Here is a 26,176-nt window from a genome sequence, read left to right as displayed (position 1 = left end):
CTTCGGTTATCCGCCACCGCCACCGCCACCGCCGCCTCCGTCGCCACCTCCACCGCCGTCGCCCTCTGGTCCTTGCATCGCCGGGCCCCTGGCGAACTGGGGTAGCGTCATCACCATTACCGGGCCACGGCTGGTCTGCACCTCTGTCGAGACGTCCATGTTCAACGCCTGGCGCGTGTTCGCCTGCTCTTCGGCCTCCTGCAGGGCCTGGGCATCCAGAAATTCATGGCCTTGTTTGGCCAGGGCCTGGCTGTAGGGGCTGTTGGCGACCCGCTTCAATGCCTGTTCGATTGCCAGCTCGTTCTTGCAATCGATGGCGTACAGCAACTCGTCCACATCTGGATCGCCGGTGATGTTCTTACGCCGGGGCGGCGGCCGATCTTCCTGTTCGCCAGCGGCAAGAGATTGTGGCACCGTGTCTGCTGGCGGGGCGCGTGGGGGTCTCAGCCCAGAAGGACCATCCGGATCATAGCCTTCGCGTAATTCCAGATCGGTATAAGGCTGCTCGCCTCTGTCCTTGCGCGCCTGTCGCGCCTGGAAGATACGGTTGTCTATCTCGGCATCCTGTTCGATCTGGATGCGCAGCGCCTGCATGGATAGGGTGATCTCCGCCCAGGAGTTTGGATCCACGGGCACCGGAGTGGCAGGAGAATCCTGTGCATCTGCCTCGGCCTTGGATGCCTCGGTCGCTGACGCAAGATGTGCGGATGTAGTGAGCACTGCAGGGGGATCCGGCGTTTCTTCTACGACAAGCGGTTCTGCCCGGGCCTGGGTCTGTTCGCGCTGCGCTTCGGCGATCGGTGGCGCGAGCGACTGCAAGGAGGGGGTATCCATCAACTGCACGGTGCGCGCATCGGGAGGTGTATCCGCGCCTGGCACGGACAGCTCGTCGCGAGCGACCTCCGACTGCATTGCGCTCCGTTGGCGGCGTGCTGCCAGTTCCTGCTGTTCAAGTGCCGCAGGCGCATACGCGATCGCTGCCTGCCGCTCGGCTTGGTGTGCGGGCTGTTCCTGAGCCGGTGGGTTTACCGTATGCGGCGTCAATTCTGCCGTCTGAACCTGCTCATGTCGGGCGGTCTGCAGCTGGGGCTGGTGAGTGCGGTCGTCCCAGGTGGGGCGCTGTTCCGCCTCGCGCTGCGCGATGTCCTGTGCGTGGAGCGCTGATGGCGCGCGCGCAATGGCATCGAATGGCTGGTCCGCTGCTGGCTCGCGTCGCGCAGCCTCCGGGCCTTGCACGAGCGGCTGCTCCGTCAACTGCGTGTCCTGGGTCTGGATGCGTTGTCGTTCGCCGTGCTGTGCTTCCAAGGCGCGGCGGGTTTCCTGCTCCCGCTGCTGGGTCTGCTCGGTCTGTTGCGGTATCTGTTCGTGCCGCTGCGTGTCGTGTGCCTCCCGCTGCTCCTGCTCACGCTCTCGGCTCGTTTGTGCCTGTTGCTGGGCCTGCTCACGTTGCTGTGTGTCCTGGGTCTGACGTTCCTGCTGCTCCAGTCGCTGTGCTTGCTGTTGCTGCAGTTCCAGCACGGCGTGCAGTTGTAGTGCCTGGGCGGCCTGGGCCCGAACGTCGTGCGACGCCTGCGCCTGCAGCGCGTGGGCGCGTGCCTGCGCCAGCTGTTGCTCTTGTGCCTGCTGGTCCTGCTGCTGTTGCTTGCGTGCCTCCACAGCGCTGGCCGCCGCCTGGACCTGCGCGTGTCCGTCGAGCGCATGCTGGTTGGAGGGGGGCGATGCCGACGTATCGGAGTCCGTCGTGCCATCGGAGGCACGGGCGTTTGCGGCCAGCAGCTGCCCAGGTGCAGTGGGCTGTTGCCGGGCCTGTACCTGTTGCAACGCCTGGCGGATGTCCTCGGTGCTGGTGACCGCTGCAATGCGCTCCACGCCATCGGCTCCACGTTGCAGATGCGCAATCGGACTATCGGCGCCGAACTGGCCGCCCGGGCCGCGCTGCAACTGCATCGCGCCATCGCCCACGAGTCCCTCCGCCTCGCGCGTGCGTTGAGTCGCCAGCTCGATCGCTTCGCGCCATTGCGGCTGCAACTCGGTGCCAATGATGCGATAGCGATACTGCGTTTGCTCGCGCTGCAGATCCTGCGCTGACGGCGGCGTTTCCCGGATGGCGGCAATCGCCTGCGCCTGCTCAGCCAGTGCGGGTTGCAGCAGTGCGCGCGTGGTCTCCAGTTCCAGCACGCGGTTGCCATCAGGTGGGGCACCGTTGCTGGTCCACCGGCCCTCCATATCGCGGTAGTAGCGGTGCCCGTCTGAAGCGGTCAACGCATCCGGATCGGGCAGCGCCTGCCGCACCGCTGGTGACATCGGCAGGCCATCGGCCGCCCAACCGCTACGGTGATGCGCCAGTTCGTAGCGCGCGGCGATCGCGCCGGGACTGTTGGCGATGTTGCGGGCGATGACGTCCTGCGCTTGCGCCTCCAGCTCGGCTGCGCGTCGCTGCGAGGCGGTTTCCTGCACGTAGCTGCCGCGATCGTTGGCGCCGGAGACATCGGTCTTGACCAGCCGATGCCACTGACCGTCCGCTGCGTCACGTCGCCAGTCGGCGCTGCTCAGGCTGGGACGGTCAGTGGCATTGGCCGGCTGGCGATACGGATCCTGCGGTGCGGGCGCATCCCTCAATGCCAATGCAGCAGCGGCATTGGTGGCCTGGTAGTTGAGCTCGCGGGCCTTTTGATAGCTGGCGACGATGGGCGTGGCGGTAGGGTTGTCGATGCCGTCGTTGCTGGTGTCGGCCCTGCCGTCGCGCGCCCAGGCGGTGCCGTTGAACGACCACTGCGTGCCATCGCGATCGGTCTGGGTGTAGATGGCGCGGTTGTCGAGCAGCGCGGCGGCCTTCTCGCCAGCGGTGCTCAAGAAATAGGCATCGGCTGCGATCAGCACCATCGGCCCCGCGCCCGAGCTCCCCAGCGCGTAGGCAGCGGCGGTGCCGCCGGCCCAGCCACCGACGTTGCGGCCGGCAAAGTGCGCAAGCTCGGATTGTGCGGCGAGCGGGTTGTCCTGGCCCAGCAAGCGTGTGGCGCGCTGGCCGGTCATCACCGTGTCGGCGGCGGTGGCGAACAGGCCGGCAGTGCGCAGCGCCTGGCCTGCAGATAGGTCGCCTGCGAGCAGCTCGGCGTCGGCGAAGCCGCGTTGCGAGACTGGTGTGTACGGCGGATGTGGTGTAGCGGCTGCGCCTTGGCGAATGCTGCGCGCAGCACCGCCGATGGTTGTCGGTGTGTCATCCAATACCTGCTGGACCAAGGCCGCATTGGAATCGGACAGCGTGATTCGGCCTTCATGCTCGGCATGCGCGATCGCCATGCGCAATTCTTCGCGGCCGGCGATCTCGCGGATAACAGCATCGCGTTCATTCGGGACAGCGACCAGATTCTTGCCCGTCGTGCGTGCGTCATCGATCACCTTTGCGATCCGCTGCTCGGAATGGGTGATCGCGGCCCATTCGGCTTCGACGTTGCTCATCGAGCGTAGCGTCTTCAACTGGGCGGCATGGACTGTGCGGTATTGCTCGTACTCGGAAAGAGTACTGCGGTTTTGGGCGTTGGCCTCGGCCTTGGTCAGGCGATCCGGGGTGGTTGCGAATATATCGCCATTGATCAAGGCGACTTTGAGGGTGTCCTGCAGGTCGTGGACCTGGGAGGCGACGCGCTTCAATGCAGCGGCGTCGTTGCGCACGGCAGCGCGGCCGTCTGGGGATCTACTGAGATTGTCAAGATGATCCACAATCGCATCCGTATAAGACCTTCGCGTGCGTCCTCGGTGGGGCGATGTTTCGATTTCATCCGCCAGCTTGCCATCTACCGGAAGATAGAGGCGATTGGTCGATACGTCCTTGTCGATCAAGCCATGCTCAAGCATTTTTTTGAGCAATTCGTGATCGCGAAAGACGGTATTTTCAATGACATGATGACTTTCGAGGATGACGTTGCTGGCCGGCATCTGCTTTACTCCAAAATCCATGCAAAGAAATTTTTATCCGTAACTTGCGGCGTCGATTAGCCGAACGCCACGCTTCTTGGGCGATTTGCCAAATCCCTGGGAAATCAAGGCATCGCGCAAGAACCGATCGCAAAAGGCATCTGCCGTATGCGGTGTTCTGAAGACATGCGCCGCCCCGATCACGTCTTGCCTGAATGCCAACTCGGCTCCCCCAACAAGGCTGTAGTACTTGCCATTTGGATACCCGGTCAGCACCTTGACGGTGGATGCCTCCTCGTCGATCGCATCGATAATTCGCACCACCTCGCAAAGATAGTGCGGTGCGCCGCGCGTACCGTCCTCCAATCGGAAGTCGCATAGCGCGAAAGCAAAGCCCTCCGGGTCCGCAGCTTCGAAGATCTGCTTCAGCGGCTCTGAGATCAGCCAGTAGCTCTTGAATCCACTGTGCATGTCATCGGGCATATCGCCGATGCGGCTGTCGTAGCGCAGGCGCGGGGTCTCCTTCAATGAAGCCAGCCCCGCATCCTCTCCGGGCAGGCTGTCAGCAATCGAAAACGGCACCGCATCTTCGTTCTCGAACTCCACGCCATGCCCGCGACCGCCACCCCCCATATCGGACCTGAGGATGTAGAACTCGCCTTTCCTGGGTGCATTCTGATTAGACACTCTTTTCTCCAAGACACTCTTTCGATCAAGCGTAGCAAACTGCACGCATTAAATAGCGGGACGTGCAGTCACTGCCAGAAGCGTCACTCGGCCCGCGCTGCAATTGCGTCGCATCGCCCGCAGGTCCCTCGGCTTCGCGCGTGCGCTGTGCCGCCAGCTCAATGGCTTGGCGCCAGATGTCGATGACGTTACTGGCCGGCATCTGCTTTCACTCCATCAAGCGCTCGAAGATTTCATCGCTCAGCAACCGAAAGCGTCTATCAACCAGACGCCGCGTGTCCTGGGCGATTTGCCAAACCCCTGCGAAATCAAGGTATCGCGCAAGAACCGATCGCAGAAGGCATCTGATGTATAAGGTGTCCTGAAGACATGCGCGTCCCCGATCACGTCTTTCTTGAATGCAAAATCAGCACCACCCGCAACACTGTAGTGCTTGCCATTACGGTATCCGGTCAAGACCTTGACGGTGGATGCCTCCTCGTCGATGGCATCGATAATCCGCACCACCTCGCAAAGGTAATGCGGCGCCCCGGGCGTACCGTCTTCCAGTCGGAAGTCGCATAGAGCGAAGGCGAAGCCCTCAGGGTCCGCAGCTTCAAGGACCTGCTTGAGCGGCTCGGAGATCAGCCAGTAGCTCTTGAATCCACTATGCATATCATTGGGTATATCGCCGATGCAGCTGTCGTAGCGCAGGCGCGGGGTCTCTTTCAATGAAGCCAGCCCCGCATCCTCTCCGGGCAGGCTGTCGGCGAGGGAAAATGGCACCGCATCTTCGTTCTCGAACTCCACGCCATGCCCGCGACCACCGCCACGCACGTCGGACCTTAGGAGATAGAACTCGCCTTTCTTGGGTTTATTCTCTGTAGACACCTTCTGCTCCAAGACGCTTTATCGATCAAGCGTAGCAAACTGTTCGCTTGAGATGGCTGGGCTGGCTATCGGCGCCGGACTGGCCGCCCGGGCGGCGCTGCAACTGCATCGCGCCATCGCCCGCAAGTCCCTCCGCCTCGCGCGTGCTTTGAGTCGCCAGCTCGATCGCTTCGCGCCATTGCGGCTGCAACTCGGTGCCAATGATGCGATAGCGATACTGCGTTTGCTCGCGCTGCAGATCCTGCGCTGACGGCGGCGTTTCCCGGATGGCGGCAATCGCCTGCGCCTGCTCAGCCAGTGCGGGTTGCAGCAGTGCGCGCGTGCTCTCCAGTTCCAGCACGCGGTTGCCATCGGGTGGAGCGCCGTTGCTGGTCCACTGGCCTTCGATGTTGCGGTAGTAGCGCTGGCCGTCTGAAGCGGTCAACGCATCCGGATCGGGCAGCGCCTGCCGCACCGCTGGTGACATCGGCAGGCCATCGGCCGCCCAACCGCTACGGTGATGCGCCAGTTCGTAGCGCGCGGCGATCGCGCCGGGACTGTTGGCGATGTTGCGGGCGATGACGTCCTGCGCTTGCGCCTCCAGCTCGGCTGCGCGTCGCTGCGAGGCGGTTTCCTGCACATAGCTGCCGCGATCGTTGGCGCCGGAGATCTCGATCTTGACCATGCGATGCCATTGGCCGTCCGCTGCGTCGCGTTGCCAGTCGGCGCTGCTCAGGCTGGGACGGTCAGTGGCATTGGCCGGCTGGCGATACGGAATTTTCGGCGTTGCCAAATTCAGCCAGAAAATACAAAGCGGTGCGATCTGAGTTCGCGTCGCGAAATAAGAACGCCCGCAAGGCCTGGCGGCAGTGCGGGCGTCGGATGACAGCCGGGAGGCTGGCGATCTGGTGGCGCTGGTGGATTACCCCTTGGGCGCGTCGCGCAGTTCGCGGCGCAGGATCTTGCCGACGTTGGTCTTGGGAAGCTCCTTGCGGAATTCGACCAGGCGCGGCTGCTTGTAGCCGGTCAGGTTGGCACGGCAGTGCGCCTTGACGTCGTCGGCGGTCAGGGCCGGGTCCTTCTTGACGATCACCACCTTGACGATCTCGCCGGACTTTTCGTCCGGCACGCCGACCGCCGCCACTTCCAGTACGCCAGGCATGGTGGCGACCACGTCTTCGATCTCGTTCGGATACACGTTGAAGCCCGAGACCAGGATCATGTCCTTCTTGCGATCGACGATGTAGACGAAACCCTGCTCGTCCATCCGCGCGATGTCGCCGGTGTGCAGCCAGCCATCGGCATCCATCACCTTCTCGGTTTCGTCGGGCTTCTTCCAGTAGCCCTTCATGACCTGCGGCCCCTTGATGCACAGCTCGCCGATCTCGCCGATCGGCAGGGCGGTGCCGGCGTCGTCCTTGATGCAGGCATCGGTGGACGGAATCGGCAGACCGATCGACCCGTTGTAGTCCTTCAGGTCCATCGGGTTGATGCAGGCGGCCGGCGAGGTTTCGGTCAGGCCGTAGGCCTCGACCAGGGTCCGCCCGGTGACCTTCTTCCAGCGCTCGGCCACCGAACGCTGCACGGCCATGCCGCCGCCCAGGGTCATCTTGAGCGAGGAGAAATCGATCTGGTCGAAGCCGGGCGTGTTGAGCAGGCCGTTGAAGAGCGTGTTGACGCCGGTGAACGCGGTGAAGCGGGTCTTCTTCAGCTCCTTGACGAAGCCGGGCATGTCGCGCGGATTGCTGATCAGGTGATTGCAGCCGCCGATCTTCATGAAGACCAGGCCGTTGGCCGTGAGTGCGAAGATGTGATACAGCGGCAGCGCGGTGATCACCACCTCGGCGCCTTCCTCCAGCTCGCCGGTGCCGGCCAGCCACTGGTGCGCCTGCTGCATGTTGGCGACCAGGTTGCGGTGGGTCAGCATCGCGCCCTTGGCCACGCCGGTGGTGCCGCCGGTGTATTGCAGGAAGGCGATGTCGTCCGATTCCACCTGTACCGTGGGCAGGGTGTGCTTGCTGCCGAGCGCCAGCGCTTCGCGGAAACGGATCGCGCCATTGATGCGATAGTCGGGTACCAACTTCTTGATGTACTTGACCACGAAGTTGATCAGCGGCCCCTTGGGGAAACCGAGCATGTCGCCAAGCCCGGTGGTGACGACCTGCCTGACCGGGGTGTCGGCGATGACCTGCTGCACGGTGGTGCCGAAATTGTCGATGACCACCAGCACGCTGGCACCGGAATCGATCAGCTGGTGCTTGAGTTCGCGCGGCGTGTACAGCGGGTTGACGTTGACCACGGTCAGGCCGGCGCGCAGGATGCCGAACGTGGCGATCGGATACTGCAGGCAGTTGGGCATCATCAGGGCGACGCGATCGCCTTTTTTCAACTGCAGCTCGCCCAGCAGATAGCCGGCGAACTGGTCGACCAGCCGGTCCACCTCACGATAGGTGATGGTCTTGCCGAAGCTGTGATATGCGGGACGATCGGCGAAGCGTTTGACCGAGGTGGCGAAGACCTCGGCAACGGTACGAAACTGCTCCAGATCGATCTCGGCGGCCACGCGGGCCGGATAGCTTTGCAACCAAGGACGTGCCTGATTCATCTGCCCCCCTCCAGGGTAATCGGTACGTGACGCGGAGTGTTCCACGGCACTCAAACAGCTGGCAGCATACCGTCCTGAATGGAAAAGGCGAAGCGTGATGCAGCGCAATATTCGTTGGCGGTGGCAGGGATTCGTGTGGCTGTGGATGGCGCTGCTTGTCGCCTGCGGGCGTCCGGCGCCGGAGCAGCGCCTGCGGCAGACGGTTGCGCAGATGCAGGCGGCGATCGAGGCGCGCGATGTGGGCGCGGCGATGCAGCCGGTGGCCGTCGATTTCGTGGGCGAACAAGGCCTGGATGCCGACGGCCTGCGCCGTTTGCTGCAGTTGCAGCGATTGGGCAATCGCCGGCTTGGGATCACCCTGGGGCCGATGGAGGTGCAACTGCACGGCGCGACCGCCACGGCCAGGTTCACCGCGCTGGCCACCGGCGGCGACGGTCGCTGGCTGCCGGAACAGGCACAGACCTACCAACTGATCACCGCATGGCGGCTGCACGACGGCGACTGGCAGCTGTATCACGCGCAATGGGCGCCCATGGGCCAGTGAGGAGAGCCGGCCGAAACATGGCGGCGAGCAGGGGGCGCTTGCGTAGCGTCGGATTGCGCATGACGCGAGTGCCGCACCGGGGATGGCGCTGGCACGTCGGTGCCGCGCGCGGCACTGCCTGCCGGCCGGGGAGCCGCTGAGCTTGCCTGTTCCGGAAACGACATTCCCGCCAGTTGGCGGGAATGTCGGCAGCAACACCCGCTGCTGCGGTTACGCGGCCTTGCGGCCAGCCAGTTGGCGCAGCACGTACTGCAGCAGGCCCCCGTGCTTGAAGTACTCCACTTCCTTGGGCGTCAGCAGCAGCACCTTGACCTGGAACTGCTTGACGCTGCCGTCGGGTTTTTTCGCATCCACGGTGGCGCGCCGGCTGGCGCCGTCCTGCAGGCCGGTGATGTCCAGCACTTCCGAGCCGTCCAGGCCGAGCGTCTGCGCGTTTTCGTTGTCCAGGAATTGCAGCGGCAGCACGCCCATGCCGACCAGGTTGGAGCGATGGATGCGCTCGAAGCTTTCGGCGATCACCGCCTTGACCCCGAGCAGGTTGGTGCCCTTGGCTGCCCAGTCGCGCGAGGAGCCGGTGCCGTATTCCTTGCCGGCCAGCACCACCAGCGGTACGCCATCGGCCTTGTACTTCATCGCAGCGTCGTATATCGCCAGCTTTTGCGGCTGGCCGCCGTCGGCCGGGTAGTACAGCGTATTGCCACCTTCTTCGCCGCCGAACATCAGGTTCTTGATGCGGATGTTGGCGAAGGTGCCGCGCACCATCACATCGTCGTTGCCGCGACGGCTGCCGTAACTGTTGAAGTCGGCCGGCTGCACGCCGCGTTCCTGCAGGAAACGGCCTGCCGGCGAGTCCTTCTTGATGTTGCCGGCCGGAGAGATGTGGTCGGTGGTGATCGAGTCGCCGAACAGCCCCATCACACGCGCGCCGTGCACGTCGTCGACGCTGCCCACCTGCATGGTCATGCCGTCGAAGTAGGGCGGGTTCTTGATGTAGGTCGAATCCGCATCCCACGCATACAGCGCGCCATCGGGCGAGGCGATGGTGTTCCAGCGCGTATCGCCCTTGAACACGTCGGCGTAGTTCTGCTTGAACATCTCCGGGCCGACGGTGGCGGCGATGGTGTCGCCGATTTCCTTGTTGCTCGGCCAGATGTCGCGCAGGTACACCGGCTGCCCGTCGCTGCCGGTGCCCAGCGGCTCGGTGGTGAGGTCGATGTCGGTGGTGCCGGCGATGGCGTAGGCCACCACCAGCGGCGGCGAGGCGAGGTAGTTCATCTTGACCTCGGGATGCACGCGGCCTTCGAAGTTGCGGTTGCCCGACAGCACCGAGGTCACCACCAGATCGTCCTTGGCGATCGCCGCGGAAACGTCTTCGGGCAGTGGCCCGGAGTTGCCGATGCAGGTGGTGCAGCCGTAGCCGACCACGTAGAACCCGAGCTTCTCGAGGTCGGCGAGCACGCCGGCCTTGTCGAGATAGTCGGTGACCACGCGCGAGCCCGGCCCGAGCGAGGTCTTCACCCACGGCTGCGCCTTCAGGCCCCTGGCCGCCGCGTTGCGTGCGAGCAGGCCGGCGCCCAGCATCACCGCAGGGTTGGAGGTGTTGGTGCACGAGGTGATCGCAGCGATCACCACCGAGCCGTCGCGCAGCTGCCAGCCGGCACCGCTGTCGGCAGCGCCTTCGGCCTGCGCGGCCTTGGCGCCCACGGCGGTGCCGCCACCTCCCTCGTTCTTCAGGCGATCTTCCTGCTTGAGATCGGCCAGCTTCTTGCTGCGCGCCTCGGCGAACGGCTTGAGGCTTTCGCGGTAGTTGGCCTGCATGTCTTCCAGCAGCACGCGGTCCTGCGGACGCTTGGGGCCGGCCAGCGACGGCTTGACCTGGCCCATGTCCAGCTCCAGCGTGGCGCTGTACTGCGCGTGCGGGGTACTGGCGTCGTGCCACAGCCCCTGCGCCTTGGCATAGGCTTCCACCAGCGCGATCTGTTCCTCGCTGCGGCCGGACAGGCGCAGATAGGTCAGCGATTCCTCATCGACCGGGAAGATGCCGCAGGTGGCGCCATATTCCGGGGCCATGTTGCCGATGGTGGCGCGGTCGGCCAGTGGCAGGTGCTGCAGGCCTTCGCCATAGAATTCGACGAACTTGCCCACCACGCCCAGCTTGCGCAGCATCTGGGTGACGGTGAGCACCAGATCGGTGGCGGTGGCGCCTTCGGGCAGCTTGCCGGTGAGCTTGAAGCCGACCACCTGCGGAATCAGCATCGACGAGGGCTGGCCCAGCATCGCGGCCTCGGCCTCGATGCCGCCCACGCCCCAGCCCAGCACACCGATGCCGTTGATCATGGTGGTATGGCTGTCGGTGCCGAACACGGTGTCGGGATAGGCGAGCAGGGCGCCGTCCTTGTCGGCGCTCATCACCACGCGCGCCAGGTTCTCCAGGTTCACCTGGTGGACGATGCCGGTATTGGGTGGCACCACCTTGAAGTTCTCGAACGCCTTCTGGCCCCAGCGAAGGAACCCGTAGCGTTCCTGGTTGCGCTGAAATTCGATCTTGCCGTTGAGGTCGAGCGCGTCGGGTTTGCCGAACACGTCCACCTGCACCGAGTGGTCGATGACCAGTTCGGACGGAATCTGCGGATTGATCTGGTCGGCCTGGCCGCCCAGCTTGACCACCGCATCGCGCATCGCGGCCAGGTCGACCACGCAGGGCACGCCGGTGAAGTCCTGCAGCACCACGCGCGCGGGCATGAAGGCGATTTCGGTCTCGGGTTCGGCCGCCGGTTCCCACTTGGCGACCGCTTCGATGTGATCCTTGCCGACGGTGACGCCGCCGTCTTCGTGCCGGAGCAGGTTCTCCAGCAGGATCTTCATCGAGTAGGGCAGGCGGCCGATATCGAAACGTTCGCCCAGCTTCGGCAGGCTGTAGTAGTCGTAGCGTTTGCCGTGGACCTCGAGCGAGGTGCGGGTGGAAAAGGAATCGCTCATGCGTCACTCCTATGGCGTCGTAGGCTTTAGGTAGGCGCCCAGTCTGAGCGATTCAGTGTGTACATAGGGTGTGTCGGCAGCGCTCAGTCAGCTTGAGTACGGCGACGTGAGTACGTATCATGTGTGCATACTTTCTGGAGCATGCTCATGGAAGCCACCGTTGCCGAACGCGGACAGATCACCCTGCCCAAGGCCGTGCGCGATGCCCTGGGCCTGACCAAGGGCACCACCCTCAAGATCGAACTCGATGGTGGCCGCATCATCCTGCGCAAGGATGTCAGCGAGGCGCTGCGCAAGGTGCGCGGCAAGTTCAAGCTGGTCGATGGCCTGACCAGCACCGACCAGGCCATGCGTGTCATCCGTGGTCGCGCGCCCGGGGATCCGTTCGACCCATGATCGCCCTGGACTCTTCGGTATTGCTCGACATCCTCATCGGCGACCCGGTCTACGGCGAGGTGTCGGAGATCTGCATCGGCGATGCGCTGGCACGCGACGAGGTGGTGGTCTGCGATGCGGTGGTGGCCGAAGTCCTGGCCATGCTGGATACCCAGGTCGACCTGATGGAAACGCTGGCCTCGATCGGCGTGCGTTACGAAGCCACCGAGGAAGCGGCTGCGGTGCGCGCCGGCCATATGAACAAGCGCTTCCGCGCGCGCGGCGGCAAGCGCGAGCGGGTGGTCGCCGATTTCCTGATCGGTGCCCACGCGATGCTCCAGTGCGATGGCCTGATCACCCGCGACGAGGGCTTTTTCCGCGACTACTTCAAGGGCTTGAAGATCACCGTGCCCAAGCCCGTTGCCTGATCCACGTCTTCTGCATCACGTCTGACGTTCTTACACATTCACCGCTGTCTTTTTGGAGAACCCGCATGTTGGAAGCCTACCGCCACCACGTTGCAGAGCGCGCCGCGCTCGGTATCCCGCCGCTGCCGCTGACCGCGCAGCAGACCGCCGAGGTCATCGAGCTGTTGAAGGCTCCGCCGGCCGGCGAAGAGGAGTTCCTGGTCGAACTGCTGAGCCAGCGCGTGCCGGCCGGCGTGGACGATGCCGCCAAGGTCAAGGCCTCGTACCTGGCCGCGGTGGCGTTCGGCACCGAGACCACCGCGCTGATCAGCCCCACGCGCGCCACCGAGCTGCTGGGCACCATGCTGGGCGGCTACAACATCCAGCCGCTGATCGACCTGCTGGACAATGCCGAGCTGGGCGCCACGGCCGCCGATGCGCTCAAGCACACCTTGCTGGTGTTCGATGCATTCCATGACGTGCAGGAAAAGGCCGAGGCCGGCAACGCGCACGCCAAGGCCGTGCTGCAGAGCTGGGCCGATGCCGAGTGGTTCACCAGCAAGCCGGAAGTGCCGCAGAGCCTGACCGTCACCGTGTTCAAGGTGCCGGGCGAGACCAATACCGACGACCTGTCGCCGGCGCCGGATGCGACCACCCGCCCGGACATCCCGCTGCACGCGCTGGCGATGCTGAAGAACAAGCGCGACGGCGCGGCGTTCGAGCCGGAAGAAGACGGCAAGCGCGGCCCGATCCAGGCCATTGCCGACCTCAAGGACAAGGGCCAACTGGTGGCCTATGTCGGCGACGTGGTCGGCACCGGTTCCTCGCGCAAGTCGGCCACCAACTCGGTGCTGTGGTGGACCGGCGAAGACATCCCGTACATTCCCAACAAGCGCTTCGGCGGCGTGTGCCTGGGTTCGAAGATCGCCCCGATCTTCTACAACACGATGGAAGACGCCGGCGCGTTGCCGATCGAGCTGGACGTGTCGCAGATGGAGCACGGCGATGTGGTCGAGCTGCGTCCGTATGACGGCAAGGCGCTGAAGAACGGGCAGGTGATCGCCGAGTTCGCGATGAAGTCGGATGTACTGTTCGACGAAGTGCGCGCCGGTGGCCGCATTCCGTTGATCGTCGGCCGTGGCCTGACCGCCAAGGCACGCGAATTCCTCGGTCTGCCGGCCTCGGACCTGTTCCGTCTGCCGATGGATCCGCCGGACACCGGCAAGGGGTTCTCGCTGGCGCAGAAGATGGTCGGCCGCGCCTGCGGTCTGCCGGAAGGCCAGGGCATGCGCCCGGGCACCTACTGCGAACCGAAGATGACCTCGGTGGGCTCGCAGGACACCACCGGCCCGATGACCCGCGACGAGCTGAAGGACCTGGCCTGCCTGGGCTTCTCGTCCGACCTGGTGATGCAGTCGTTCTGCCATACGGCTGCTTATCCGAAGCCGGTCGACGTCAAGACCCACCACACCTTGCCGGAGTTCATCTCCACCCGCGGAGGCGTCTCGCTGCGTCCGGGCGACGGCGTGATCCACAGCTGGCTCAACCGCATGCTGCTGCCCGACACCGTGGGCACCGGCGGCGACTCACACACCCGTTTCCCGATCGGCATTTCGTTCCCGGCCGGTTCCGGCCTGGTGGCTTTCGCGGCCGCCACCGGGGTGATGCCGCTGGACATGCCCGAGAGCGTGCTGGTGCGCTTCAAGGGTGAGATGCAGCCGGGCGTGACCCTGCGCGACCTGGTCAATGCAATCCCGCTGTACGCGATCAAGGACGGTCTGCTGACCGTGGCCAAGCAGGGCAAGAAGAACATCTTCTCCGGCCGCATCCTGGAAATCGAGGGCCTGCCGCATCTGAAGGTGGAGCAGGCGTTCGAACTGTCCGATGCCTCGGCCGAGCGGTCGGCGGCCGGCTGCACGGTGCGCCTGGACAAGGCGCCGATCATCGAATACCTGACCAGCAACATCACCCTGCTGCGCTGGATGATCGCCGAAGGCTATGCCGACGCGCGCACCCTGGGCCGCCGCATCAAGAAGATGGAAGAGTGGCTGGCCGACCCGCAGTTGCTGGAGCCCGATGCCGATGCCGAATACGCGGCAGTCATCGAGATCGACCTGGCCGACATCCACGAGCCGATCGTGGCGTGCCCGAACGACCCGGACGACGTCAAGACGCTGTCCGATGTGGCCGGCGCGGCGATCGACGAAGTGTTCATCGGTTCGTGCATGACCAACATCGGTCACTTCCGTGCCGCGGCCAAGCTGCTGGAAGGCAAGCGCGACATTCCGACCCGCCTGTGGGTGGCACCGCCGACCAAGATGGACGCCTCCGAGCTGACCAAGGAAGGCCATTACGGCACCTTCGGCGCGGCCGGCGCACGCATGGAAATGCCGGGCTGCTCGCTGTGCATGGGCAATCAGGCGCAGGCACGCGAGGGCGCCACGGTGTTCTCCACCTCCACGCGTAACTTCCCCAACCGCCTGGGCCGCAACACCAACGTTTACCTGGGATCGGCCGAACTGGCGGCGATCTGCTCGCGTCTGGGCCGCATCCCGACCAAGGAGGAGTACATGGCCGACGTGGGCGTGATCAAGACCAGCGGCGAGCAGATCTATCGCTACATGAACTTCGATCAGATCCAGGAGTACCAGGACGTGGCAGAGACCGTCGCTGCCTGATCCAGCTGGTTGCTCACCTGTTCGAAAACGCCCGGCGATGCCGGGCGTTTTCGTTATTCGGGCGATGACTTCGTTTTAGCCGCGCAATGCCGGACATTAGGGCAATCGCAGTTAACTCGTCTGTCGCATTGCAACAAAAATCTGAAGTCGACAGCTCTAGAGTGGCGCCGCTCCCATCGCTCTCATGATCTCCAATGCCTACTTGCACGATCGCTGGTCAAACGCTGCATTACGCACAATACGGTCAAGGTTTTCCGGTGTTGCTTGGCCACAGTTATCTCTGGGACGCGGCCATGTGGGAACCGCAGATCCAGGCGCTGGCACCGCATTACCAGGTCATCGTTCCCGAACTGTGGGGGCATGGGCAGTCGGGTCCGTTGCCGCAGGGTACGCAGCAGATCGGCGATCTCGCCAGGCAGATGCTGGCGCTGCTGGACGCGCTGGTGTTGCCGCAGTGCGCGGTGATCGGCCTGTCGGTCGGTGGCATGTGGGGTGCGGAGCTGGCGCTGCTGGCGCCGGAACGCGTGCGCAGCCTGGTCTTGATGGACACCTTCCTGGGCGCCGAGCCGGAGGCGACGCGGACGCGCTATTTCGGCCTGCTCGATGCGATCGAGGCGGCGGGGCAGGTGACGCCCGCATTGATCGAGGCGATCGTGCCGATCTTCTTCCGTCCAGGCACCGATCCGGCCTCGGCACTGCCGAGGGCGTTCGCGCAGCGTCTGGCGGCGATGTCGGCCGAGCAGTTGCGCGCGTCCATCGTGCCGCTGGGCCGGATGATGTTCGGGCGGGCCGATCGGCTGGACGCTCTGTCCGCATTGGATCCTGCCCACACCTTCCTGCTCGGTGGCGCCGAAGACGTTCAGCGCCCGCCGGAGGAGCTGTGGATGATGGCCGAAGCGATCTGTTGCGATTACGAGCTGATTCCCAACGCCGGACATAGCGCGTCGCTGGAGAACCCGGCGTTCGTCAACGCGCAACTGCTGGGCTGGTTGAAGCGGACGCTGGGCGAAAGCGCGGTCAAGTTGATGCGTGCGGGCTGAGGGTAGGTGGGTATGCACAATGCATGCTTGGCCGTACCTCACCCCAACCCCTCTCCCGCAGGGAGAGGGGCTCGAAGCGCTGCAGTTGAGGACGATGCTTCCTGCTTCCGTCGAGCGCAGTTGCCCCGGCATTCTTCTCCCGTCGGGATAAGGTGCTCCCCGCTTCCTTCTCCCGTGGGAGACGGTGCCCTCGCTTCCTTCTCCCGTGGGGAGAAGGTGCCCGCAGGGCGGATGAGGGCACGGCACCGGCGCGATGCGGACGTTCTACGTCGTTACCGCTGCGCGCCCAGCCAGGCTTCCAGTGCCGGGGCCGGCAACGGACGCGAGAACAGATAGCCCTGCAGCACTTCGCAGCCCAGGTCGGCCAGAAACAGGCGTTGGGCTTCGTTTTCCACGCCTTCGGCGATCACATGCTTGCGCAGGTGCTCGCCGATGCGCAGCACCGAAGTGGTGAGCGCGCGCGCATCCTCGCTGTGTTCGATGTCGCGCACGAAGCTCATGTCCAGTTTGAGCTCGTCGATCGGCAGGCGATGCAGATGGCTGAGGCTGGAATAGCCGGTGCCGAAGTCGTCCAGCGACAACGAAATGCCGGCCTCGCGGATGGCGTGCAGGTTTTCCAGGACGCCCGGCTGACCGGAGAGCATCACGCTTTCAGTCAACTCCAGGGTCAGGTCGGCCGGCTGCACGCCCAGCTCGGCGATCAGCTGGAGCAGGTCGGGCAGCATGCGCGGGCTTTCGAAGCCGCTGGCCGACAGGTTCACCGACACGCGCGCCACCGGCACGCCGCGCCGGCGCCAGTCGGCGACCTGTTCGCAGGCGCGACGCAGCACCCATGCGTTGAGCTGCGGCATCATGCCTTGCTCTTCGGCCACCGGCAGAAAACGCGCTGGCGACACCGCGCCCAGCTGCGGGTGATTCCAGCGTAGCAGCGCTTCCACGCCGTACAGCGTCTGCGGCGCGGCGCTGTGCACCTGCGGTTGGTAGTGCAGTTGCAGTTGATCGCGGTCGATCGCCTGGCGCAGTTCCGCCTCCAGCGCCACGCGTTCCTGCGCCATGCGATTCATGTCCGAGCTGAAGAAACGGAAGCGTCCGCCACCCTCCTTCTTGGCGCGGTTCATCGCCAGATCCGCGTGGCGCAACAGAATGGTGATGTCGCGCCCGTCTTCGGGAAACATGGCTACGCCGATGCTGGCCGACGGATGCACCGTCATATGGCCCACCGTCAGCGGCCCTGCAATGGTGCCCAGGACGCGCTCGGCCGCCGCGCTGGCCTGTTCGGCGCTGCATTGGGGCAGCGCCAATGCGAATTCGTCGCCGGCAACGCGCGCGAGCATGGCGGTGGCGGCAAGCTGTTCGGCGATCCGCAGCGCGACGTCGCGCAACAGGCCGTCGCCGGCGGCATGCCCCTGGCTATCGTTGATCAGCTTGAAACGGTCGATGTTGATGAACATCAACGCGGCCGGTTCGCCGGCATAGTCGGCCTGGGCCAGCGCCTGCTCGGCGCGGGCGCTGAACATGATGCGGTTGGGCAGGCCGGTGAGCGCATCGTAGAACGCCAGTTGATGCACGCGCTGGCGGATCTGTTCGCGTTCCAGCGCCAGCGTGCACAGCTGCTGGCATAGTTCGGTCAGCCGGACGTGCCAGGCGTCGGCGCGCTGTGGCTTGCGGTAGTACAGCGCGAAGGTGCCCAGCACGCGCGCGCTGTTGGATCGGATCGGTACGCTCCAGCAGGCGCGCAGGCCCATCGGCAGCACGCGCTCGCGGTACTGTGCGAACAGTGGGTCGGTGGCGATGTCTTCCACCATCACCGCACGTCCGCGCCAGGCGGCAGTGCCGCAGGCACCTGCGCCGGGCGCGATCTTCAGGCCGTTGACCGCGTCGGCATACTCGGGCGGCAGGCTGGGAGCGGCCAGCGAATGCAGGCAGCCCTGGTTGTCCGCGCTCATCACCGTGGCCATCACGTCCGGGGCGATGCGTTCGACCTCGGTGCAGATCAGGGTCATCACCTCGATCAGCGGGCGCTCCTGCACCAGCGCCTCGAGCACCCGGTGCTGCAGCACCTCATGCATCTTGGTGTCGGTGATGTCGGTCAGCACCGCCACGTAATGCGAGGGGTTGTGCCTGGCGTCGTAGATCGGATTGAAGTTGAGCGAGATCCACAGCGGCGAGCCGTCCTTGCGATAGACCAGCAGATCGGCACGGGTCTGTTGCAAGGCGTCGGCGCGATCGCGGATCCGCGCGACCTCGTTCTGGTCGCTGTGCGCGCGGGTCAGCACGTCCGAGGGCCGCTGGCCCACCAGTTCGGCCTCGGTGTAGCCGAACATGCGCTGGAAGCCGTCGTTGGCATACAGCAGGCGCGACTGCAGGTCGCAGATCAGGATGGCGCTGCTGCTGCCATCCAGCGCTTCGGCCAACAGGCGCGCGCGCCTGTCCTGCGGGCTCTCGCCACGCATGATCATGCCGGCGGTGACCGGGCCGGGGGTGGGGGCAGCGTCGACAGCGCGGGCGTGCACGCCCGCCACGACGCCGCCCGACGCGGCATCGGCAGCGCCGGACGCCTCCGCCATGTCGTCCGGATGCGGGGGGAGTGCGGGCATGGACGATCAGCGCGCCTGTGCCGACAACGCGATCAGACGCTCGGCCACGCGATCCAGCGGCACCACTTCCTGTGCGGCGCCGAGTTTGTAGGCTGCGCCTGGCATGCCCCAGACCACGCTGCTGGCCTCGTCCTGCACCAGCGTGGGAGCGCCGGCCTGCAGCATTTCCAGCAGGCCGCGGGCGCCGTCGTCGCCCATGCCGGTGAGGATGGCGCCCACTGCGTTCGGCCCCGCGTTCGCGGCCACCGAGCGGAACAGCACGTCCACCGCCGGCTTGTGACGGTTGACCGGCGGACCGTCGTCGATGCGGCAGCGCCAGCGTGCGCCATCGCGGATGATGCGCAGGTGCTGGCCGCCCGGTGGCAGGTAGGCATGGCCGGGCAGGATGGCTTCGCCATCGCTGGCTTCGCGCACGGACATCGCCGAATGCCGGTTGAGGCGCTCGGCGAATGCGGTGCTGAAGCTGGCGGGAAGATGTTGGGTCATCACCACCGCCGGCGCATCGGCAGGCATGTGTTCGAGCACCACGCGCAGCGCCTCGGTGCCGCCGGCGGAGGCGCCGATGGCGATCAGGCGGTCGGTGGTGCGAAAGCGCAGCGCGCTGCCGGGTACCGGTGCCGAGTGCGCGTCCAGGGTGACCTTGGGCGCGGCGGGTCGATTGAGCGCGCTGACCTTGGCCTTGGCGGCCATCTTGACCTTGCTCACGATCTCTTCGGCATAGCCTTCCAGGCCGCGTGCGACGTCGATCTTGGGCTTGGAGACGAAGTCCACCGCGCCCAGCGACAGGGCCTGCAAGGTGGTATCGGCGCCGCGCTCGGTGAGCGAGGAGATCATCACCACGGGGGTGGGGCGCAGGCGCATCAGGTTTTCCAGGAACACCAGGCCATCCATGCGCGGCATTTCCACATCCAGCGTGATCACGTCTGGATTGAGGCGCTTGATCTTCTCGCGCGCCAGCAGCGGGTCGGCGGCAGAGCCGACCACTTCGATGCCGGCATCGCGCGAGAGGATCTCGGTGAGCATCTGACGCACGACCGCCGAATCGTCGACGATCAACACACGTACGGGAGTTTCCAGCGTCATTCGAACAACTCCACTCCACCGGTGACCGGTGCTTTGGATAGACGGGCGCGCACGGCCGATTCGGCAGCGGCGACTTCGGCTTCGTGTGCGTGCGGCAAACGCTGCACGACCACGCGGCCGGTCGTCGGGAAGAACCACACCTTGCGCGGATGGATGCCGCACAGATCTTCGGCAATGATGGGAATGTGCTCGGCCTGCAGGTACTGCCGCACGAACTCGGCGTTGCGGGTGCCCACCGGATTGCTGGTAAAGCCCTTGAGGACGTTGGCGCCGCCGAACACCTTGGCTTCGATGCGCTTGCGATGCGCGCCGCGCTTGAGCATGTCGTTGATCAGCACCTCCATCGCATAGCTGCCGTAGCGCGCGGGCGCACCATCGCCGACCTGGCCTTCTGGCAACAGGAAATGATTCATGCCGCCGATCTTGAGCACCGGATCGCGCAAGCAGGCTGCAACGCACGATCCCAAGGTGGTCGTCAACGCGGTGTCGTCGTCCACCACCAGATACTGGGTGGGCAACAGCTTGGCGGTGATGGTCTGGAAGCGCGAATCGCGGTAGCGCATCACGTCGTCGACTTGCACAGCGGTACTCATGCGGCCGCTCCTGCGCGCGGGGCGCGCCGATACAGCGTGCGGCCGCACGGCTGGATCAGATCGGCCGCGTGCAGGTAGTTCTCCGAGTGCCCGGTGTAGAGCAGGCCGTCGTCGCCCATGTGGGTGACCAGGCGCGACAGGATGCCGCGTTGGGTGGGCTTGTCGAAATAGATCATCACATTGCGGCAGAACAGCGCCGCATAGGGCCCGCCGACATCGTAGCGCGGCGCCAGCAGGTTCAGCGGGCGGTATTCGATGAGCTGGCGCAGTGCCGGGATCACCCGGCATTTGCCTTCGTTGGGGCCGGAGCCGCGCTGGAAATACTTGCGCTTGATCGCCGCATCCAGCGAGGCGACGCGGTCGATGGCGTAGACCCCGCGCGAGGCGGTTTCCAGCACCTGGGTATCGACATCGGTGGCGACGATGCTCACCGGCGGGGTCAGCGTGCCGAAGGCCTCGCAGGCGGTGATGGCGATGGAGTAGGGCTCCTCGCCGGTGGAGGCGGCGCATGACCAGATCTTCAATGGCGCCTGCGCCGCGCGCTTTTGCAGTTCTTCGCGCAGCTTGTCGAAGTGGTGCGGTTCGCGGAAGAACGAGGTCAGGTTGGTGGTCAGTGCGTTGGTGAACGCCTGCCATTCCTCGGCATCGTTACCGGCTTCCAACTGGTCCAGGTAATCGCGGAACGAGCGCAGGCCGAGGACGCGCAGGCGGCGCGACAAGCGGCCATACACCATGTCGCGCTTGGCCGGCGCCAGGGCGATACCGACGCGCTGGTAGATGAGATCGCAAACGCGCTTGAAATCGCGGTCGCCGAACTCGAATTCGCGTGTGTCTGAAGCGGGAGTGGTAGTCGTCATATCCATACGCGTCGTTAGCTATCACTGGATATCGGCCATGTGGCCATGCAACTGAAGTGCCAATGCGTGGCGACGGTGCCCGCTCGCGTCACGCGGCCGGACGGGCGTCGCTGTGGCGCAAGAAGGCCTCGGCGGCTGCCATGGAGACTGCGTGGCAGGCGATGCCCAAATGCACAACGCCCCGGCAGTGCCGGGGCGTTGTGGACGACAGCGGTGACTCAGAACTCCTGCCAGTTTCCGTCGGCCAGGACGGCCTGCGGCTTGGCCGGCCGCGAGGGCGCCGTCGCCGTGCGTGCCGCCGGCTTGGCAGCGGTCTTGACCGCCACCGGACGCGACCCCACCGGGCGCAACTGTGCGGACGCGGGGGCCGCAGCGGCTTCTTCCAGTTTGAACACCGAGACCGCCTCGGCCAGATGGCCGGCCTGTTCTTCCATCGAGCGGGCAGCGGCGGTTGCTTCCTCCACCAGCGCGGCGTTCTGCTGGGTGGTTTCGTCCATCTGGGCAATGGTCTGGTTGACCTGCTCGATACCGGCCGACTGCTCCTGCGAGGCGGCGGAGATCTCACCCATGATGTCGGTCACGCGCTGCACGCTGGCGACGATGTCGGCCATGGTGGCGCCGGCCTTGCGTACCAGCGCCGAGCCTTCGGCCACCTTGTGCACGGAATCGTCGATCAGGCCCTTGATCTCCTTGGCCGCGCCGGCCGAGCGTTGCGCCAGCGTACGGACTTCCGAGGCCACCACGGCGAAACCGCGGCCCTGTTCGCCGGCACGCGCTGCTTCCACCGCCGCGTTCAAGGCCAGGATGTTGGTCTGGAAGGCGATGCCGTCGATCACCGAAATGATGTCGGCGATCTTCTTGGACGAGGCTTCGATGCCGGACATGGTGGTGACCACCTGCGACACCACTTCACCGCCCTGCGAGGCCACACCGGTCGCGCCGATGGCCAGCTGATTGGCCTGGCGGGCACTCTCGGCGTTCTGCTTGACGGTGGAGGTGAGTTCCTCCATCGAGGCAGCGGTTTCTTCCAGGTTGGCGGCCTGCTGTTCGGTGCGATGCGACAGATCGGTGTTGCCGGAGGCGATCTCGCCTGCCGCCGCATTGATCGCGGTGGACGAGGACTTGATGCGCCCGACGATGTCGGCCAGCTGCGCGGCGGTGGCGTTGGCGTCGTCGCGCATCTGCGCGAACACGCCGCTGAACTGGCCATGCATGCGCACGGTCAGATCGCCACGCGACAGCGCCGACAACAGGCTGGAGATCTGCTCGATGCTGGCGGCATTGGCATCCAGCAAACCGTTGAGCTGCTGCGCCAGCTGCAGGAAGAAGCCCTGCTTGCCGTCGGTTTCCACGCGGCCGCTCATGTCGCCGCTGGCGGCGGCGCGCACGATGCGGGCCACTTCTTCTTCGACCTGCACTTCGATGGTGCGGTCGCGCCATTCGCAGACTTCGCCGGTGGTCTCGCCATGCTCGTTCTTGATGCCGGTGACCGTCTGTGCCAGCACGACCTCGCCGAAGCGTTCTTCGAAGCTGGTCACGCCGTCGCGTTCGAGTGCGGCAATGGCCTTGCGCACCGTGGTCTCGGACAGGCCCAGGTAGCCGATGTGCTGGCCGATGACCTTGCTCGCATCGAACTCGGGCGATGCCAGGCGGATGCTGCTTTCGTACTGCGCGACGATCTTCATGAACGCGTCGTTGGCGTAGATGATCACGCGCTCGGGATCGGTGATGAAGGTGCCGGTGGAGGACTTGTCCAGCGCGGTGCGGATGCGCAGGTTTTCATCGGCGATGGTGCGATCGCGTTCGATGCGTTCCTTCAGGTCGCGCTGCATGCGTTGCATGGAACGCATCAGTTCGCCCACTTCGTCCTGGCCCTGCACATTGATCTGGCCGTCCAGCTTGCCGCCGGCGATCTCGGTGGCGGTGCTCACCGCGCCGCGCATGTTGCGCACGATGGAGCGTGCGAACAGGAAGGCCAGGCCCAGGCCGCCGGCGATGCCGATCAGCAGCACCATCACCGTCAGCGAAACGGAGGTGGCATGGACCTTCTCGGCCTTGGTTTTGGCGGCCTGCGCGAGCAGATTGTCCTCGGCGATCAGCGCTGCCAGCGAATCCTTGGCCTTGTTGTGCAGCGTGCGGGTTTCGCCGACGAAGGTGTCGACGGCGTCGTCGGGGAGATTGAGCTCGATCATCTCGTCGACGCTGGCATAGGAGGCCGAGGCCTTCTTCCAGTCCGCCACGAACACGTCGAACAGTTTCTTCTGCTGCGGGGTCTCGATCAGGCGGGGGTAGCCCTTGATCGTGGCGTCGATTTCGCCATTGAGTTTGGTGGCGCGTGCCTTGGCTTCCTGCTTGACCGCATCGCTGGCGCGTACCAGGTTCTGGTAGGCCGCATTGCGGTACTCGCCGAGCATGCCGCGCAGGTCGCCTGCTTCGCGCACGCTGGACATGGTGTTGCCGGCCAGGTCGCTGGTGACGTTGTTGAGCGATGCCAGGCCCGAATACGCGATGATTCCCTGCACGAGCATCATCAGCAGCACGATGCCGAACGCCAGCATCAGCCGCGGCATCAGTTTCAGATTGTTGATCCATTGCATTGACACGATTCCCCCGTAGAAGTCAGTCCGCATAATCCAGACAGCACATCGCCACGCAGGGGCGTGGCGATGTGTGATGGGATTACTTGATGGTGGCGAGCTTCAGGCTGGCCGGGGAGCTGACTTCGATTTCGGCACGCGAGCTGTCGCGCTGGATCTTGCCGAGAACGCAGACGTCCTTGCCTTCCAGGGTTTCCGGGGCAAAGCTGAACTTGCCGCGGTTGGCGCCGTCGATGCGGGCCGAGAAGGTGTGACGCGGGAACATGCCGCCCATGTACAGGAAGGTTGGTTCGCCCTCCGAGCTCTGCGCGTACTTGGCCTTTTCGACCTTGCCGCAGACCATGCCGTCCTTGCCGACGAAACGGGTTGCCATCTCCGGCGGAATCATTTCCTGCGACTGAGCCGACAGGGTGGGGGCAACGACGACCAGGGCAGCGACGGGGAGGAGCGAGAGCAGGAACTTCATTGGGATTCTCCAGAATCGAAAGTCGAACGGTGACCCGTTTATGCACACGGGCTTCCATTCAGCTATCGGCTACCTGGCGTTCAACTTGAATCCAGAAAAAGTGATTCTCATCTCACTTCGAATCAGTGGTTCATCAAGTGTCGGGAGCTTCCCGACAGCGGATGGTCGCTGGTGACGATCGCCATAAACGCAGCGGCCGCCAGATGGCGGCCTGCATTGGGCGCGGCGAAATGCCGATGCATCTCGCCTTACGTCCTGCCACTAACCGGCGGCGGCCGTGACTCCGCCGCCGAGCTGGATCAGGCAGCTTCCTCGGTCAGCTGCTGGCCCAGTTCGGTGCTGTCGAGCAGGGTCTCGATATCCAGCAGGATCAGCATGCGATCGTCCTGGGTGCCGATGCCGGAGATGAAGCGGGTGTCCACCGACGCGCCGAACTCGGGCGTCGGGCGGATCTGGTCGTCGTTGAGCGGAATCACGTCGGACACGCTGTCCACCACGATGCCGACGACGCGGTCTTCGACGTTGAGCACGATCATCACGGTGAAGGCGTCGTAGCGCGCTTCCTTCAGGCGCAGCTTCAGGCGCAGGTCGATCACCGGCACGATGGTGCCACGCAGGTTGATCACACCCTTGATGTAATCGGGTGCGTCGGGCAGGCGGGTCACCGAATCGTAGCCACGGATTTCCTGCACTTTCAGGATGTCCACGCCGTAATGCTCTTCGCCCAGGGCGAAGCTGAGGAATTCACCACCGGTGCCGGTGGTCGTGCTTTTGTCGTTCATGGAAACTCCGGGCGTTGCGGCTGAGTGACAGGTAGCGGCAGAAGAGTGAATGAGGTTGCCCTAGCAACATCGGCGCGCCGCCCGGCAACTTTAGGCAGGCGCCGCCCGTGGTGCGGGCGGATTCAGAACACGCCGCTCTTGCGCGCATTGCGCTGGCGGTCGACGCGGAAGATGTAGCGCTGGATGCTTTCGTCGGCACCGCGCGGCAGATCGCTGAACTGCATGCCCACGCGGAATCCCTCGCTGCCGTTGGGCAGGGTCTGCTTGTGCTGGCTGCAGACGGTGAGCGGCAGCGCGATGGGGGCGGCGTCTGGCAGTTGCAGCGTGCAATCGCGGTAGGTGCGTTGCGGTTCCAGCAATGGCATGCCGGCGGTCAACGAGACCGCCAGGCCACCGCTGCTGATGTCGATCACGCGCAGCTGCAGATTGAGGTTGCCGCCCTGCGCTTCGTCCTGGCGGATGGTGCAGACCGGCGAATCGGTGATCGGCGTTTCCAGCCGATACGACTCGCGCCGTTGCATGTGGTACATCGCCTCGGGCAGGTCGGCGTGGAAGGCGACATGGACGTCGCGTTCGATACGCACGGCCTTCTCCAGGCGAAAGCGGACATTGACCCGTTCCAGCTGGGCATAGCACAGCAGGTACTTGGCGTCCTCGATGGCGCGATTGGAGGTCTCGTTGTGGCTGCCGTCCAGGATCAGGCAGTCGTCGTCTTCGTCCACGTCCAGGACGGCGGTGGGCACGGCCATGTCGCGGCCGGCGACATGCATGGTCACCACGGCGCGCTGGTCCCGCAGTTGGCGCAGCAGGCCGCGGATCTGCCGCTTGTTGCGCAGCAGATAACGCTCGTCACCTTCGGGCAGGTGATCGGCATCGTGGTCCAGCTGTGACTCTGAGGTATCGCCTTGGGACATGAGCACGAGCACTGATGGAAAACGGGATGACGCCGCCGGGCATGCGCTGGCGTCGCCTTGATATCGGCTGCCGCAGCGAATCTTTAAGGTCTGCGACTGCCCTGGGGTGGTCGCGGCGGGCGTTGCACGCGCGCGATGGGCTCCGTCGGCCGATGTTCGTCGCCAATGCGGGCGTTCGCCATGGCACCAGACGGCCGTGCGGGTGTCG

At 65.0% G+C, this 26,176-nt stretch carries 18 protein-coding genes and 1 pseudogene; 5 read left to right on the top strand and 14 right to left on the bottom strand.

From position 1 onward, the window contains the following. Positions 1 to 6: 6 nt before the first annotated feature. The 5 genes and pseudogenes from LL964_RS06715 to rpfB all read right to left on the bottom strand — a co-directional run bounded on the left by LL964_RS06715 (position 7) and on the right by rpfB (position 8,056). Positions 7 to 3,855 carry a hypothetical protein gene (locus LL964_RS06715; RefSeq protein WP_267190372.1) on the bottom strand — a complete coding sequence of 1,283 codons (3,849 nt, stop codon included), beginning with the start codon at positions 3,853 to 3,855 and terminating at the stop codon, positions 7 to 9. Positions 3,856 to 3,969: 114 nt separating this feature from the next. Then, complete coding sequence (locus tag LL964_RS06710) at positions 3,970 to 4,602, bottom strand: imm11 family protein (RefSeq protein WP_104588654.1); 633 nt, start codon at positions 4,600 to 4,602, stop codon at positions 3,970 to 3,972. 240 nt (positions 4,603 to 4,842) lie between these two features. Beyond that, complete coding sequence (locus tag LL964_RS06705) at positions 4,843 to 5,472, bottom strand: imm11 family protein (protein WP_104588655.1); 630 nt, start codon at positions 5,470 to 5,472, stop codon at positions 4,843 to 4,845. Positions 5,473 to 5,515: 43 nt separating this feature from the next. After that, a pseudogene (locus LL964_RS06700) lies at positions 5,516 to 6,235 on the bottom strand (hypothetical protein); the annotation flags it as partial. Between the two features lie 138 nt (positions 6,236 to 6,373). Further along, positions 6,374 to 8,056, bottom strand: a complete 1,683-nt coding sequence (gene rpfB / locus LL964_RS06695; protein ID WP_104588579.1) for a fatty acyl-CoA ligase RpfB — start codon at positions 8,054 to 8,056, stop codon at positions 6,374 to 6,376. Between the two features lie 97 nt (positions 8,057 to 8,153). On the opposite strand from rpfB, the gene LL964_RS06690 reads away from it, so the two are divergent. Continuing rightward, positions 8,154 to 8,600, top strand: a complete 447-nt coding sequence (locus LL964_RS06690) for a hypothetical protein (protein WP_104588580.1) — start codon at positions 8,154 to 8,156, stop codon at positions 8,598 to 8,600. A 210-nt stretch (positions 8,601 to 8,810) separates the two neighbouring features. Here LL964_RS06690 and acnA read toward each other — a convergent pair whose 3' ends face one another. Beyond that, positions 8,811 to 11,579 carry an aconitate hydratase AcnA gene (gene acnA / locus LL964_RS06685; protein WP_104588581.1) on the bottom strand — a complete coding sequence of 923 codons (2,769 nt, stop codon included), beginning with the start codon at positions 11,577 to 11,579 and terminating at the stop codon, positions 8,811 to 8,813. Positions 11,580 to 11,726: 147 nt separating this feature from the next. Between acnA and LL964_RS06680 the strand changes: the two genes are divergently transcribed. The 4 genes from LL964_RS06680 to LL964_RS06665 all read left to right on the top strand — a co-directional run bounded on the left by LL964_RS06680 (position 11,727) and on the right by LL964_RS06665 (position 16,079). Continuing rightward, positions 11,727 to 11,975: an AbrB/MazE/SpoVT family DNA-binding domain-containing protein gene (locus LL964_RS06680; RefSeq protein ID WP_005930012.1), complete on the top strand. Its 249-nt coding sequence runs from the start codon at positions 11,727 to 11,729 to the stop codon at positions 11,973 to 11,975. After that, a complete protein-coding gene (locus LL964_RS06675) occupies positions 11,972 to 12,382 on the top strand; it encodes a type II toxin-antitoxin system VapC family toxin (RefSeq protein ID WP_104588582.1) in 411 nt (136 codons plus the stop codon). Before LL964_RS06680 ends, LL964_RS06675 begins: the two co-directional genes overlap by 4 nt. Positions 12,383 to 12,447: 65 nt before the next feature. Then, on the top strand, positions 12,448 to 15,039 hold the full coding sequence (acnB, locus tag LL964_RS06670; protein ID WP_104588583.1) for a bifunctional aconitate hydratase 2/2-methylisocitrate dehydratase: 2,592 nt from the start codon (positions 12,448 to 12,450) through the stop codon (positions 15,037 to 15,039). 194 nt (positions 15,040 to 15,233) lie between these two features. Continuing rightward, entirely contained in the window at positions 15,234 to 16,079 is an 846-nt protein-coding gene (locus LL964_RS06665) for an alpha/beta fold hydrolase (protein ID WP_104588584.1), read from the top strand. 272 nt (positions 16,080 to 16,351) lie between these two features. Here LL964_RS06665 and LL964_RS06660 read toward each other — a convergent pair whose 3' ends face one another. The 8 genes from LL964_RS06660 to LL964_RS06625 form a co-directional block, all read right to left on the bottom strand. Continuing rightward, positions 16,352 to 18,676, bottom strand: a complete 2,325-nt coding sequence (locus LL964_RS06660; protein WP_146092430.1) for a sensor domain-containing protein — start codon at positions 18,674 to 18,676, stop codon at positions 16,352 to 16,354. Positions 18,677 to 18,682: 6 nt separating this feature from the next. Beyond that, complete coding sequence (locus LL964_RS06655; protein ID WP_104588585.1) at positions 18,683 to 19,759, bottom strand: protein-glutamate methylesterase/protein-glutamine glutaminase; 1,077 nt, start codon at positions 19,757 to 19,759, stop codon at positions 18,683 to 18,685. After that, positions 19,756 to 20,352: a chemoreceptor glutamine deamidase CheD gene (gene cheD, locus LL964_RS06650; RefSeq protein WP_104588586.1), complete on the bottom strand. Its 597-nt coding sequence runs from the start codon at positions 20,350 to 20,352 to the stop codon at positions 19,756 to 19,758. The genes LL964_RS06655 and cheD overlap by 4 nt, the downstream gene beginning before the upstream one ends. Further along, positions 20,349 to 21,215 (bottom strand): CheR family methyltransferase, encoded by an 867-nt coding sequence (locus LL964_RS06645; RefSeq protein ID WP_104588587.1) that lies wholly within the window; start codon positions 21,213 to 21,215, stop codon positions 20,349 to 20,351. Before LL964_RS06645 ends, cheD begins: the two co-directional genes overlap by 4 nt. 212 nt (positions 21,216 to 21,427) lie before the next feature. Continuing rightward, positions 21,428 to 23,806 carry a methyl-accepting chemotaxis protein gene (locus LL964_RS06640; RefSeq protein WP_167395428.1) on the bottom strand — a complete coding sequence of 793 codons (2,379 nt, stop codon included), beginning with the start codon at positions 23,804 to 23,806 and terminating at the stop codon, positions 21,428 to 21,430. A gap of 82 nt (positions 23,807 to 23,888) precedes the next feature. Beyond that, positions 23,889 to 24,272, bottom strand: coding sequence for a hypothetical protein (locus tag LL964_RS06635; RefSeq protein WP_104588588.1), 384 nt, complete (start codon positions 24,270 to 24,272; stop codon positions 23,889 to 23,891). Between the two features lie 299 nt (positions 24,273 to 24,571). After that, on the bottom strand, positions 24,572 to 25,054 hold the full coding sequence (locus LL964_RS06630; protein WP_104588589.1) for a chemotaxis protein CheW: 483 nt from the start codon (positions 25,052 to 25,054) through the stop codon (positions 24,572 to 24,574). A 122-nt stretch (positions 25,055 to 25,176) separates the two neighbouring features. Next, complete coding sequence (locus LL964_RS06625) at positions 25,177 to 25,968, bottom strand: flagellar brake protein (RefSeq protein ID WP_167395429.1); 792 nt, start codon at positions 25,966 to 25,968, stop codon at positions 25,177 to 25,179. Between the last annotated feature and the right edge of the window lie 208 nt (positions 25,969 to 26,176).

The organism is Xanthomonas melonis (assembly GCF_020783655.1).
Classification (GTDB): domain Bacteria; phylum Pseudomonadota; class Gammaproteobacteria; order Xanthomonadales; family Xanthomonadaceae; genus Xanthomonas; species Xanthomonas melonis.
The sequence above is the reverse complement of the archived record's forward strand: the minus strand, read 5'-3'. Positions and strand labels throughout refer to the sequence as shown.